This is a genomic window from Ezakiella coagulans (assembly GCF_003096635.1).
GTDB classification, from domain to species: Bacteria; Bacillota; Clostridia; order Tissierellales; family Peptoniphilaceae; genus Ezakiella; species Ezakiella coagulans.
This window is the reverse complement of sequence record NZ_QEKV01000003.1, coordinates 1-13,741: the sequence shown is the minus strand read 5'-3', so window position 1 is coordinate 13,741 and position 13,741 is coordinate 1. Positions and strand designations below refer to the sequence as shown.

The window sequence follows — 13,741 nt, the reverse complement described above, 5'->3', positions numbered from 1 at the left end:
CGTTATGAAGAAAATTATGTTCGGGCTTATTTCAACGCTTCTAGGTATTTTGATTTCAATGAGTATTAGAGAAAAAGCGGAAATAATGAGTCCAATGTCTATTGAAAAAATAGAAAATTATAACAGAGAACTTAATGTTGTTGAGAATCAGATAAATGTTGACAAAGAAATTATATCCCATATAAAGTCTTCAATTGAAGAAAAAAGCAGTCCTGCTTATCAAGATGAGTTGAAACGGAGTCTTCAAAATGAACTTAAAGAACTAAAAATTTTATCCGGTGAATACGATATTAAGGGTGAAGGAATTGTTATTATGATTGATGACTCAAAAGATGAGGATTATAAAAATACCAATCTTGGTATAATTCACGACATTGATATAATGATTATTCTAAATGAGCTCAAAGCTGCGGGAGTTGATGCAATAAGTATCAATGATGTAAGAGTTATGGGAGATAGTGAAATAAAATGTATGGGACCTACAGTTAAAGTTGATGGGCACTCAAAGGCTACACCGTTTATTATAAAAGCAGTGGGAGATATGGAGATGATTTATAATATTATGAACGATAAAAACTCCTATATAAATCTTTTGGAAACGACTTATTATATGGATGTTAAAGTGGAGAAAAATAAAAATATAATAATTCCTAAACGAGATGGGAGGATGTAGTTGTGTCAATTGTTTTAATTGGAATTTTAATCGGAATTTTGATTGGATTATTTTTACCGTACACATATAACACCGTATATAGCCTTTATGTATCGGTTATAATATTAGCGTCGCTAGACTCGATTCTTGGTGGCTTAAATGCGGATCTTCAAAAAAAGTTCAATACAAAAATATTTATGTCCGGTTTAATCGGCAATACGTTGATTGCAGTTTTTTTGACATATTTCGGAGATAGAGTCGGTGTTCCGATATATTATGCCACAATAGTTGTTTTTGGTACACGTATTTTTAACAACTTTGCAGAAATAAGAAGAATTTTAATAGAAAAGTTAGAAAAAAACGAAAAAGTATGATATAATATAAATAAATATATGGAGGATTAATATGATTGATTTTGATATGGACGTTGATAAGTTTGCCAAGATTAAAGTAATTGGTGTTGGCGGAGGCGGAAACAACGCCGTGAATAGAATGATTGAATGCGGAGTAAAGGGTGTAGAGTTTATTGCACTTAATACCGACAGACAAGCATTACAAACAAGTAAAGCAGAATCAAGAGTTCAACTCGGCGAAAAGATTACTAAAGGACTTGGTGCAGGTGCAAACCCAAGTATTGGAGCTCAAGCTGCACTTGAAAACAAAGATGAAATAATTGAACATTTGCAAGGAGCCGATATGGTTTTCATTGCAAGTGGCATGGGTGGAGGCACAGGAACAGGAGCTGCTCCTGTTGTTGCTGAACTTGCAAAAGATATGGGTATTCTTACTGTCGGGGTTGTTACTAAACCATTTACATTTGAAGGCAGACAAAGAATGAAAAATGCAGAGACCGGAATTAACGAGCTCAAAATGAAGGTTGATACATTGGTTACAATTCCAAATGACAAGCTTTTACAAATTGCTGAAAAGAAAACAACAATGAAAGAAGCTTTCATGATGGCAGACGATGTTTTAAAACAAGGTATTCAAGGTATTTCCGATTTGATTTCGGTTCCAAACCTCATCAACCTTGACTTTGCTGACGTCAAGACAATCATGGCAGATCAAGGTATTGCTCACATGGGTATTGGTTATGCTCAAGGCGACAACAGAGCTAGTGAAGCCGCTAAAGAAGCAATAGAAAGTCCGCTTCTCGAAACTTCAATTGAAGGTGCAAGAAGTGTTCTTATTAATATAACAGGTGGAGATGACCTGGGAATGCTCGAACTTAATGAAGCTGCTGATTTCATAAGACAAGCGGTTGATCCGGATGCAAACATCATTCTTGGTGCAGGTATCGATGAATCTCTTGGAGATTCTATTAAGATTACCGTTATTGCTACAGAATTTGGCGAAAAAAAGGAAAAGAACGGAGATGAAAAAACTTCTGAAAAAGAAGAAAAGGAAGATGATAAAAAAGCTTCCACATCATCAAAGGGTTTACCTTGGGATTTAGACATTCCGCCGTTTCTTAAGAATTAATTTCGATTAGAAGACAATAACAATAGGTCCGTACAAATTAAATTAATTTAGTTTGGCGGACCTTTTTTATAGTGCATAAGGAGGTTTTATATGTATTGTCCTAAATGTGGTTATATAGACTCTAAAGTTGTAGACTCAAGGCAAAGCGAAGATAGAAAGACTATCAGAAGAAGACGTGAATGCCTCAAGTGCAAGCATAGATTTACGACATATGAAAGATATGAAGAAACACCTTTGGTTGTACAAAAGAAGGATGGCACAACTGAAGAATTTGATAGAGAAAAAATACTTAAAGGATTGATAAGGGCAGCTGAGAAACGTCCTGTTTCAATTGAATCGATGAATGAAATTGTAGATTCAATCGAAAAGGAACTTTCAAATTCAATGGCAAAGCAGGTTAAGAGTAAAAAAATAGGCGAAATGGTAATGGATAGATTAAAAGATGTTGATGAAATCAGCTATGTCAGATTTGCAAGTGTTTATAGAAGTTTTAAGGATACAAAGAGTTTCTATGAAGAACTCAAAAAGATGATAGAGGACAGAGGTAATAATGACGACAAATAAGAAAAGACTGGCAGCTTTTGATATGGACGGAACACTTTTGAATGATAAGAAGGAAATTACACCGAAAACGGAGAAGGTTTTAAAGGAACTACAAAAACAAGGTGTAGAGCTTGCTTTTATCACAGGGAGAGTTTATGTGAGTCCGTATTATTATGCAAAAGTTCATGGCCTTAATCTGATGATTGCAGCGACAAATGGTTCACATGTTGCCGATGAGAATGGTAATATGATCTATGAAGCAAAGCTTGACAAAGAAACTGTGAATAAAGTTCTTGACTTACTTAAAAACACAGGATTTTATTTTCATTTGTATCCAATTGATGGTCTTATTACAAGTGAAGAAAATCAAACAAATCCTCTCTCAGAAATAAAGGGCAGGATGCCGGAAGGATATGAAGATAAAATGCGACGAGTGATTCTTCCGTATGAAGAACTTTATAATATCGATGACGATATTTATAAGATAATAATCATAACGGATGACAACGAAGCGAGACTTAAGTTTAGAGAGCTTCTTGATAGAGAAGGAATATTTAACTCATCTTCGTGGCATAATAATATTGAGATTACATCGTCTAAAGGAACTAAGAAGTATGGCATTGAATCAATGATTGAAAAGCTTGGGATAACTTGGGACGATGTATGGGCTTTCGGTGACAATGAAAATGATCTTCCTATGCTTCAACTCGCAGGTCATCCGTTTATTATGGGAAATGCGACGGATGAAATAAAGAAGGCAAGCAAAGCAACTGTTGTTGGAGACAACGATGATGAGGGAGTTGCAAATGCACTTATTAAGGAGTTTAATTTAAATTGTTAAATATTGTATTTTTTGAGCCGGAAATCCCGTATAATACGGGTGCAATTGCAAGAACATGTGCTCTTACAGAGACAAGATTGCACCTTATAAAACCTTTAAGCTTTTCGATTGACGAAAAAGCGGTTAGACGTGCCGGACTTGACTATTGGCCACTTGTAGATTTACATGTATATGAAAACTACGAGGATTTTAAATCTAAAAATCCTGGAATAACTCTATATTGCGCGACAACAAAGGGGCAAAGAAGATATTCCGATGTCAAATTCAGAGATGAAGATTTTATAATGTTCGGACGTGAAACATCAGGCCTTCCGGCTGAAATAATGAAAGAAAATCATGACAATCTAATAACTATACCTATGATACCGGAATTAAAAAGAAGCTTAAATCTTGCAAATTCTGCTAATATAATTTTATACGAAGCACTTAGACAGCTTGATTTTCCGTTTTCTCACTAGTTTAATGGAGAATTAAAAGTGCTTTAAATTACTTTTAATAATATTTTGTTTGTGATATTATTTAGGTGTAGTTTATTTTTAAGGAGATAATATGGAAATTGCTATGAAAGTTATCTGCGGCTTGGGCCTTTTCATGTACGGAATGGCTCTAATGGGAGAAGGTCTTCAAAAAGCTGCAGGAAGTAAACTGAAAGCTATAGTGGGTGCTCTTACACAATCCACGTTCAGGGGGATACTTGTCGGGGCGTTGGTTACTTGCCTTATTCAATCCAGCAGTGCAACAACGGTTATGGTCGTTGGTTTTGTAAACGCAAAAATTATGACTCTAAATCAGGCGGTTGGAGTTATAATGGGTGCAAATATCGGGACAACTATGACTTCATTTATCATTGCACTTAACTTGGGTCAGTATTCGCCGATTTTGGTAGGTGTTGGTACAGTTTTTTATTTGATTGGTAAAACTAAATCGACAAAATCCCTTGGGGAATCATTTTTAGGATTCGGTTTGCTGTTTCTTGGAATCATGATGCTTGAACAAGGCTTGAAACCTTTAAGTGATAATCAAATGTTTTCAAATTTCATGAAACAACTAAATTCACCATTCTTGGGCTTGATAATTGGGGTAATTGCGACAACAATCCTTCAAAGCTCATCAGCTACTGTAGGTATTATGCAAGCTCTTGGAATGCAGGGACTTATGCATATTGGGGCAGCATTTCCTATGTTACTTGGAACGAATATTGGAAGTACTACAACCGCAATACTGAGCTCCCTTGGAGCACATAAAACGGCAAAAAGAGCTGCATTAATTCACTTTTTATTCAATTTGGTTGGCTCTATTTTATTCATGATAGTTTTTCTAATAATAAAACCTTGGTACGTTGCTTTTATGGAAAATAACATTCCAAGCCTTCCTACTCAAATAGCAATTTCACACCTTGCTTTCAATCTTTTAAATACAATTATTTTCTATCCATTTACAAATGCGCTTGTAAAAGTTACTGAAAAAATCATACCGGGTATAGACAAAGACGAGGAACAAGTTTCGATTTATCTTGATAATCGTATTTTACAGACGCCGGCAATCGCTCTTGGCCAAGCAATTAAAGAAATGGAAAGAATGAGCGATATGGTAAAAACATCTCTTAAAGAAGCAGAAAACTTAATTGTGTATGGCGATAGGGCAAAATTTGACACTATAATGCAAAGAGAAGCTCTAATTAACAAAATGCAAAGTGAAATTACGTCATATCTTATAGAACTCAGTCATTCTCCGCTTTCGGATGAGCAGCATAAGGATGTTGACGATTTATTTTATATGATAAGTGACATTGAAAGGTGTGGAGATCATATAAAAAACATTGCTGAGTTATTAGAGGATATAGATAAGGATTCAATAAAATTTGATGATGTTTTAAGAGAACAAATGAAAAACATGTTTGAGGAATGTTCACTTTCATTTGAAACATCGATAAGAGCGTTTGTCGGAAGAGATAGCGACCTTGCAAGAGAAGTATTTAAAATAGAAGACCATGTCGATGAAATGGAAGCAGAGTACAGAGAAACACATATCAGGAGACTTTCAAATAAATATACTGATGCACCGCCGGGAATTATTTTTCTCGACTGCATATCGAATCTTGAAAGAGTCAGTGACCACAGTAACAATATCGCAACATACGTTGTTAATAGAGAAAACGTATAGGATTTATTTATAAAAAAAATTAAAAATATTTGAAAAAGCTATTGCATTATTCGCAAGTAAATGATACAATGTAATTACAAGCTAATAACGACTGGTTGATTTTAAACGGGAGAGACCGCTACATGTAGTGGCGCCGAAGGTATAATAAGTAAAACTTAGAAGGACTCAGGCAAAAGGACCGTTTGAGGGACAGACCTCTGGAAAGAAATTTATTCGCCGTAGGAGCAATCAATTAAAAAAATTGAGAATCTCTCAGGTAAAAGATACAGAGCCAAAATAGGTTCTGTATTTTATTGTTTAAAAAAGCTTGTGAAATTTCGTAGTTGTTACAGTGTCGTAACAATGTTGAGTAAATTGTTTATTATATGCCACAAAGGGTATATGTATAATAGATAATCGTATAAGGAGGAATATTATGTACGACGTGATCGTTATTGGTGCAGGCCCTGCAGGACTTGCAGCAGGACTTTATGCTTCAAGAGCTAGACTTAAGACACTTATTCTTGAAAAAGAAAAAGCTGGTGGACAAATTGTTATTACGGATGATGTTGAAAACTATCCGGGTTCAGTTGAAAATGCTTCAGGTCCAAGCTTAATTAAAAGAATGAAAGATCAAGTTGACAATTTCGGTGCTGAATTTGTTCTTGATACAGTACAAAAAGTTGAACTTGAAGGAAAAGTTAAAAAAGTAATTTGTAAAGATAACACATACGAAGGAAAGACAGTTATCGTTGCAACAGGTGCAACACCTAGAAAAATTGGTTGCCCTGGAGAAGCTGAATTCACAGGAAGAGGCGTAAGCTACTGTGCAACATGTGACGCAAACTTCTTTGAAGATATGGAAGTGTATGTTGTTGGTGGTGGAGATTCAGCTTTTGAAGAAGCAATGTATCTTTCAAAATTTGCTAGAAAAGTTACTATTGTTTATAGAAAAGGAAAAGATGAAGCTCGTGCAGCTGAAAGTATTAAAGAAAAAGCTTTCAAAAATCCAAAACTCGATTATATTTGGAACGCAACTGTTACTGAAGTAAAAGGTGATGGAATTTTAACAAGCATTGTTCTTGAAGATACAAACACACACGAAAAGCGTGAAATCTTTGCTGATGAAAATGACGGAACATTCGGTTTATTCGTATTCGTCGGATATATTCCTAAGAACGAATTGGTTGAAGGAATTCTCGATATGGAAAAAGGGTATATTGTAACAGATGAAAACATGCACACAAATATTCCGGGAGTATTCGCAGCAGGAGACAACCGTAAGAAAGAATTAAGACAGGTAGTTACAGCTACTGCAGACGGCGCAATTGCCGCAACACAAGCTGAAAAATATATAAACGAACACTTTGAATAATAAGGAGGGTTAATATGTTAGAATTAACAAAAGACAATTTCGAACAAGAAGTAAAAAATGGTGAAGGTTACATTTTAGTAGACTTCTGGTCACAAGCATGTGAACCATGTAAAGCACTTATGCCACATGTTCACGCAATGGAAGAAGATTTTCCTAATGTAAAATTCTGCTCATTTGACATTGCAACAGGAAGAAGAGTTGCAATCGGAGAAAAAGTTTTAGGACTCCCTGTAATTGCTATCTACAAAGATGGTGAACAAGTTTACAGATTAGACAAAGAAGAAGCTACAAAAGAATCTGTACGCGAAATGCTAGAAAAGACAAAATAGTCTTTTAAATAAACTCATAACCCCGGAGAAAAGGGGGAGACCAAAAGTCGAAATTACCCTTGACAGGAACTTGAACTATTCCTTAAGGGTTACCCTATCACTAAAGTGATATAATCTATAGAAATGATGCGGCATTAACCGCATAAAATTGACGTATTTAACTGCCTGTTTCGTGAGATACGTTCAGGCGGTTCAAATATAAATTAAGTTTTTTAAGGAGGTGAGTTTATGCGTCTCGAAATTGGTAATATCATTATTAAAGATATTCAATTCGGTGATAAAACCGAGATCAAAGATGGTACACTTTTTGTTAACAAACAAGAAATCATCGACTTGGTTTTAGAGGATGAACACATCAAATGTGCTGATGTATTTTTAGCACGTCCGGGTGAAAGTGTAAGAATTACACCTGTTAAGGATGTTGTTGAACCACGCGTAAAAGTAGAAGGTCCAGGCGGAGTTTTCCCGGGCGTCTTGTCAAAAGTTGACATCGTCGGAAGTGGTAAGACTCACGTACTGAAAGGTTGTGCAGTTATGACAACCGGTAAGATCGTCGGATTCCAAGAAGGAATCGTTGACATGACAGGTCCGGGTGCACAATACACACCGTTCTCAAAAACTCTAAATATTGTTCTAAAAGCAGATCCAATCGATGGACTAAAACAACACGAACATGAAAAAGCTCTCAGATATGCAGGTTTTAAAACAGCTGCTTATCTTGCAGAAGCAGGAAGAAATTTAGAGCCGGATGAGACAGAAGTGTATGAAACACTCCCATTCATGGAAGGAGCAGAAAAGTTCAAAGGACTACCGAGAGTAGCTTATGTTCAAATGCTTCAATCACAAGGATTGCTCCACGACACATATGTATACGGAGTAGATGCTAAGCAAATTGTTCCTACGATTTTGTACCCAACAGAATTATTTGACGGTGCAATCATCAGTGGTAACTGCGTATCAAGCTGTGATAAGAACCCAACATATGTCCACATGAACAATGAAGTAGTAAAAAATCTATACAAAGTTCACGGAAAAGACATCAACTTTGTTGGTATGATTATTACAAATGAAAACGTATATTTAGCTGACAAGGAAAGATCATCTAACTGGACAGCTAAGTTATGCAGAATGCTTGACTTGGATGGTGTAATTGTATCTCAAGAAGGTTTCGGTAACCCTGATACTGACTTGATTATGAATTGCAAGAAGATAGAAAAGCAAGGCGTAAAGACAGTTATTATTACTGACGAATATGCAGGAAGAGATGGCGCCAGCCAATCACTTGCAGACGCTGATCCTTTAGCAGATGCTGTTGTTACAGGTGGAAACGCAAACCAAGTAATTGATTTGCCACCAATGGATACAGTTATCGGAGACACTCAATATGTAGACATTATTGCAGGTGGATTTGATGGATCACTCAGAGAAGATGGTTCAATCGAAGTAGAAATCCAAGCAATAACCGGCGCTACAAATGAAACCGGATTTAACTATTTAACCGCAAGAGGAAAATAGTATAATTCAAAATATAAAATAGAGGGAAACCTCTAACCATTTCATTCATTAAATTGAAAGGAAAAACACTATAAATATTTTAAGGAGGAAACCATATGTTATTTACAGATAGCACAAAGGTCATCATTATTGGTGACAGAGATGGTATCCCAGGTCCAGCTATGGAAGAATGCATCAAGACGACTCCAGCTGAAGTAGTATTTAGTGCTACAGAATGCTTCGTCTGAACCGCCGCAGGAGCTATGGACTTGGAAAACCAAAACAGAGTTAAAGAAGCCGCAGAAAAATACGGCGCAGAAAACGTTTTAGTTTTACTAGGTGGGGCAGAAGCTGAAACAGCAGGATTAGCTGCTGAAACAGTTACAGCTGGTGACCCTACATGGGCAGGTCCGCTCGCTGGAGTCTCGTTGGGACTCAAGGTGTACCACGTATTAGAAGAAGAAGTAAAAGCTGAAATCGATCCTGAAGTTTACGATGAACAAATCGGAATGATGGAAATGGTTCTCGATGGGGATGCTATCAACGCTGAAATTAAAGCGATGAGAGACGAACATTGTCAATATCTATAGATTATAAATAACCTTAAAGAAAGGGGGTAAGAATATGGGAGATGTAATTAGAGTAGTTCACTATATCAACCAATTCTTTGCAGGTATCGGCGGCGAAGAAAAAGCTGACATTAAACCTGAAGTAAGAGATGGAGCAGTTGGTCCTGGTAATGCACTTAAAGGCGCATTTAAAGGCCAAGCAGACGTTGTTAAAACAATTATCTGCGGAGACTCATATTTTGGTGAAAATATAGAAGAAGCTAAAAAAGAAATTCTCTCTATTGTAGAAGAAATAAAACCTGATTTATTTGTTGCAGGTCCGGCATTTAACGCTGGTCGTTACGGTGTAGCTTGTGCTACTATCGCAGATGCAGTTCAAAATGAATTAGGAATCCCATCAGTTACAGGAATGTATGTTGAAAACCCTGGTGCAGATATGTTTAAAAAATCTGTATACATCATTGCTACAGGTAACTCTGCAGCAGCTATGGGTAAAGCAGTTCCTTTGATGGCTGCACTTGGACTTAAGCTTGCCAAGGGCGAAGAAATTGGTGATCCTGAAGCAGAAGGATATATGGCAAGAGGTATCAGATACAACATGTTCAGCGACAAGAGAGGTGCTGAAAGAGCTGTTGATATGCTCTTAAAGAAATTAAGAGGCGAAGAATTCGTAACAGAATATCCAATGCCTAATTTCGACAGAGTTGATCCAAATCCTGCTGTTAAAGATCTTGCACATGCAAAAATTGCACTTTGCACATCAGGAGGAATCGTACCTAAGGGAAATCCTGATCATATTGAATCTTCATCAGCAAGTAAATACGGTGAATATGATATCACAGGTGTTAATGACTTGACAGAAGAAACATATGAAACAGCACACGGTGGTTATGACCCTGTATATGCAAACGAAGACCCTGACAGAGTATTGCCGGTTGACGTTATGAGAGAATTTGAAAAAGAAGGAATCATTGGTTCACTTCACAACAAGTTCTACACTACAGTTGGTAATGGTACAGCTGTTGCTAGTGCAAAGAAGTTTGCTGCTGAATATGCTAAGAAATTAAAAGCTGATGGCGTAGATGCAGTTATAATGACCTCTACCTGAGGCACCTGTACACGTTGCGGTGCAACGATGGTAAAGGAAATTGAACGTGCTGGTCTTCCAGTTGTTCACATGTGTACTGTTGTTCCTATTTCTCTAACAGTTGGTGCAAATAGAATTGTTCCTACAATTGCTATTCCTCACCCACTAGGAGATCCAAAATTGGATAAAGCGGAAGAATATGCACTAAGAAAGAAACTTGTTAGCAAAGCACTAAAAGCCCTAACAACAGAAGTTGACGGACAAAAAGTATTTGACTAATTATTTTAGACCGGGGCATTAGTCCCCGGTCATATTTTTATGGAGGTGTAATTTGAGTTACTCAGTAAACAAAGGTAGTGGTTATGTTCTTATTCAAGCACCGGATATGGTTCTTCATAACGGTACAACACAAACCACAGAGATGATAGTTAATCCAGAAAGCGAATATTTAAAGAAATTACCGGAACATTTGAGATCATTTGAAGATTGCGTTTCATATCTTCCAAACCAAGTATATATTGGAAACAAAAGACCGGAAGATTTAGATGAAATCCCAGAGCCATGGACAAATTATAAGGTGGAAAATGCCGACAGACATGGTAAATTCGGTGAAATCATGCCACAACATGAATTTATCGGACTTATCAAGATGGTCGACGTATTTGATCTTGTAAGACTTGAACATGAATTCTCAAATCATTGCAAACAAGAAATTCTTGACCATCCATTAATCGACAACAAACATGCAGAAAGATTAAAGGATGGAGCAGACATTGAAGAAATAGAAGATCTTGTTAAGAATCACGGTGCAGAACCTTTGATGGACAACAACAAGCTCGTTGGTTGTGTTAAACGTGCTCATGACGTTGACGTTAACTTGACGGCTCATATCATTTTCGAAAACCTTGTAGCAAAAGCTTCAGGCGTTATTGCAGCTTTAAACTGCATTGCTAAGAGTGGATTCGATCCTAAGGAAATCGATTATGTTATCGAATGTTCTGAAGAAGCTTGCGGAGATATGAACCAAAGAGGTGGAGGAAACTTCGCTAAATCTATTGCTGAATTCGCAGGACTTGAAAATGCAACAGGTTCCGATATAAGAGGATTCTGTGCTGCACCTTCACACTCATTACTTGCAGCAAGTTCACTTGTAGCAGCAGGAACATTTAAGAATATTCTTGTTGTAGCAGGCGGATGTACAGCTAAGCTTGGTATGAATGGTAAGGACCACGTTAATAAAGGTCTTCCGATTATCGAAGACTGTATCGGTGGTTTTGCAACAATTATCGGTGAAAATGACGGAAAGAACCCTATTATGAGAAATGACATTGTTGGTCGTCACACAGTAGGAACAGGTTCTGCACCACAAGCAGTTATTCAATCTCTTGTAACAAATCCTTTAGATGCAGCAGGACTTAAAGTTACAGATATCGATAAATTTGCTCCGGAAATGCAAAATCCGGATATCACAAAACCTGCTGGAGCAGGAGACGTTCCTGAAGCTAACTACAAGATGATTGCAGCACTTGCTGTAAGAAAAGGTGACATGGAAAAATCAGAATTAAAAACTTTCTCTAAAGATCACGGCTGGAGAGGTTGGGCTCCTACACAAGGACATATTCCTTCAGGTGTTCCGGCACTAGGTTATATGAGAGAAGATATGCTTTCAGGAAAGATTAAGAGCGGTATGATTATTGGTAAAGGAAGCTTGTTCCTAGGAAGAATGACAAACCTATTCGACGGTGTTTCAATCGTTATTGAAGCAAACGACGGCAAGAAGGGAGAAGAGTCACAAGGAGTTTCTGAAGATACTATCAAGAAGTATGTAGCAGAAGCTATGAGAGATTTTGCGGCTTCTTTTAAAGCTGAATAGGAGGGGAATTCATGTCTGAACAAAATATCAAAAAGATGATAGCTGATGTTTTTGAAGATATTGCAACAGGTATTGAAACAGGTGGATTCGCAAAAAAAGTTAGAGTTGGTGTAACAACTATAGGTTCTGAACATGGTGAAGAAAATGTCATCAAAGGTGCAGAAATTGCACAAGCAAAAGATCCTTCAATAGAAGTTGTACTGATTGGACACAAATGCGATTCTAAATTAAAACAATACAATGTTGAATCTGATGAAGAAGGCTACAAAGTAATGGAAGAACTTCTCGACAACGGGGAAATTGATGCATGTGTTACAATGCACTACAGTTTCCCAATTGGAGTAAGTACAGTTGGTCGTGTTGTCACACCTGCAATGGGTGCTGAAATGACACTTGCAACAACTACAGGTACATCTTCTCCACACAGAGTTGAAGCTATGGTTTTAAACGCTATTGCAGGTATTATTACTGCAAAAGCTATGGGTAATCCTGAACCAACACTTGGAATTCTTAATGTCGATGGAGCAAGACAAGTTGAAAGAGCACTTAAAGAAATTGATAAAGGCGGATACAAAATCCATTTCGCTGAATCTGCAAGAGCAGATGGCGGTTGCGTTATGAGAGGAAACGATTTATTGATGGGAACTCCTGATATCATGGTTACTGATACATTGACAGGAAATCTATTGATGAAAATTTTCTCCAGTTATGTAACAGGCGGTAGTTTCGAAGCTCACGGATACGGTTACGGTCCTGGAATCGGTAGTGGATATGAAAGACTTATCTACATCATTTCACGTGCAAGCGGTTATCCTGTAATTGCAAATGCTATTAAGTATGCAGCAGAATGCGTACGTGGCGATATTAAAAAGCTTATAAAAGATGAATATAAAAAAGCAAACAAGGCAGGACTTGAAAAAGTTATAAACGAATTGGAAGAAGCTTCTAAGAAGACTTCCGGTCCTAAGGAAGAAGTCAAGGCTCCGGCTGAAGAAGTAACAGATGGTTCTATCGGTGGAATCGACATTCTTGAAATGGAAGATGCTGTCCAAGCTCTTTGGAAAGAAGGCATCTTTGCATCAAGCGGAATGGGATGCACCGGACCTGTTGTTATGGTTAACAGCTCAAAACTTGATGCAGCTAAAAAAGTTCTTGCTAAAGCAGGATTTATGGCTGAAGAAACACCTTGTTAGTATGAAAAGATCGACTTATGTCGGTCTTTTTTATTATAAATTGGCTCTATAATATCTATGGGGGAGTAAAACCCTCCATAGATATTTTTATGTAAAAAAATTGCACTTATACGCAAAACATCCTATACTAAAAATAGAAACCACAAGTAAGGAGGTGCATA

At 37.0% G+C, this 13,741-nt stretch carries 14 protein-coding genes and 1 riboswitch; all 14 genes read left to right on the top strand.

Annotated elements, in window-relative coordinates; genetic code table 11:
- Positions 1–4 precede the first annotated feature (4 nt).
- Positions 5–673 carry a DUF881 domain-containing protein gene (locus C7381_RS02910; protein WP_165803573.1) on the top strand — a complete coding sequence of 223 codons (669 nt, stop codon included), beginning with the start codon at positions 5–7 and terminating at the stop codon, positions 671–673.
- A 2-nt stretch (positions 674–675) separates the two neighbouring features.
- Positions 676–1,026, top strand: a complete 351-nt coding sequence (locus C7381_RS02905) for a small basic family protein (RefSeq protein ID WP_034545931.1) — start codon at positions 676–678, stop codon at positions 1,024–1,026.
- A gap of 31 nt (positions 1,027–1,057) precedes the next feature.
- Positions 1,058–2,134, top strand: coding sequence for a cell division protein FtsZ (gene ftsZ, locus C7381_RS02900; RefSeq protein WP_116479816.1), 1,077 nt, complete (start codon positions 1,058–1,060; stop codon positions 2,132–2,134).
- Between the two features lie 90 nt (positions 2,135–2,224).
- Complete coding sequence (gene nrdR / locus C7381_RS02895; protein ID WP_034545926.1) at positions 2,225–2,698, top strand: transcriptional regulator NrdR; 474 nt, start codon at positions 2,225–2,227, stop codon at positions 2,696–2,698.
- Positions 2,685–3,518, top strand: coding sequence for a Cof-type HAD-IIB family hydrolase (locus C7381_RS02890; RefSeq protein ID WP_116479815.1), 834 nt, complete (start codon positions 2,685–2,687; stop codon positions 3,516–3,518). Before nrdR ends, C7381_RS02890 begins: the two co-directional genes overlap by 14 nt.
- Positions 3,512–3,976, top strand: a complete 465-nt coding sequence (locus tag C7381_RS02885; RefSeq protein ID WP_034545922.1) for a tRNA (cytidine(34)-2'-O)-methyltransferase — start codon at positions 3,512–3,514, stop codon at positions 3,974–3,976. Before C7381_RS02890 ends, C7381_RS02885 begins: the two co-directional genes overlap by 7 nt.
- Positions 3,977–4,067: 91 nt before the next feature.
- The gene (locus tag C7381_RS02880) at positions 4,068–5,681 is read left to right on the top strand and encodes a Na/Pi cotransporter family protein (RefSeq protein ID WP_116479814.1); all 1,614 of its coding nucleotides are present in this window, start codon (positions 4,068–4,070) and stop codon (positions 5,679–5,681) included.
- A 96-nt stretch (positions 5,682–5,777) separates the two neighbouring features.
- A riboswitch (glycine riboswitch) is annotated at positions 5,778–5,872 on the top strand.
- 224 nt (positions 5,873–6,096) lie between these two features.
- Entirely contained in the window at positions 6,097–7,035 is a 939-nt protein-coding gene (trxB, locus tag C7381_RS02875; protein WP_034545917.1) for a thioredoxin-disulfide reductase, read from the top strand.
- A gap of 14 nt (positions 7,036–7,049) precedes the next feature.
- Entirely contained in the window at positions 7,050–7,364 is a 315-nt protein-coding gene (locus tag C7381_RS02870) for a thioredoxin family protein (protein ID WP_116479813.1), read from the top strand.
- 228 nt (positions 7,365–7,592) lie between these two features.
- Positions 7,593–8,879, top strand: a complete 1,287-nt coding sequence (locus tag C7381_RS02865; protein WP_034545911.1) for a glycine/sarcosine/betaine reductase component B subunit — start codon at positions 7,593–7,595, stop codon at positions 8,877–8,879.
- Positions 8,880–8,974: 95 nt separating this feature from the next.
- Entirely contained in the window at positions 8,975–9,448 is a 474-nt protein-coding gene (gene grdA, locus C7381_RS02860; RefSeq protein ID WP_116479812.1) for a glycine/sarcosine/betaine reductase complex selenoprotein A, read from the top strand.
- A gap of 34 nt (positions 9,449–9,482) precedes the next feature.
- Positions 9,483–10,793 carry a glycine reductase complex selenoprotein B gene (gene grdB, locus C7381_RS02855; protein ID WP_081935433.1) on the top strand — a complete coding sequence of 437 codons (1,311 nt, stop codon included), beginning with the start codon at positions 9,483–9,485 and terminating at the stop codon, positions 10,791–10,793.
- A 52-nt stretch (positions 10,794–10,845) separates the two neighbouring features.
- Complete coding sequence (gene grdC, locus C7381_RS02850; protein WP_116479811.1) at positions 10,846–12,387, top strand: glycine/sarcosine/betaine reductase complex component C subunit beta; 1,542 nt, start codon at positions 10,846–10,848, stop codon at positions 12,385–12,387.
- Positions 12,388–12,398: 11 nt separating this feature from the next.
- Positions 12,399–13,580, top strand: coding sequence for a glycine/sarcosine/betaine reductase complex component C subunit alpha (gene grdD, locus C7381_RS02845; RefSeq protein WP_034545896.1), 1,182 nt, complete (start codon positions 12,399–12,401; stop codon positions 13,578–13,580).
- The last annotated feature ends 161 nt before the right edge of the window (positions 13,581–13,741 follow it).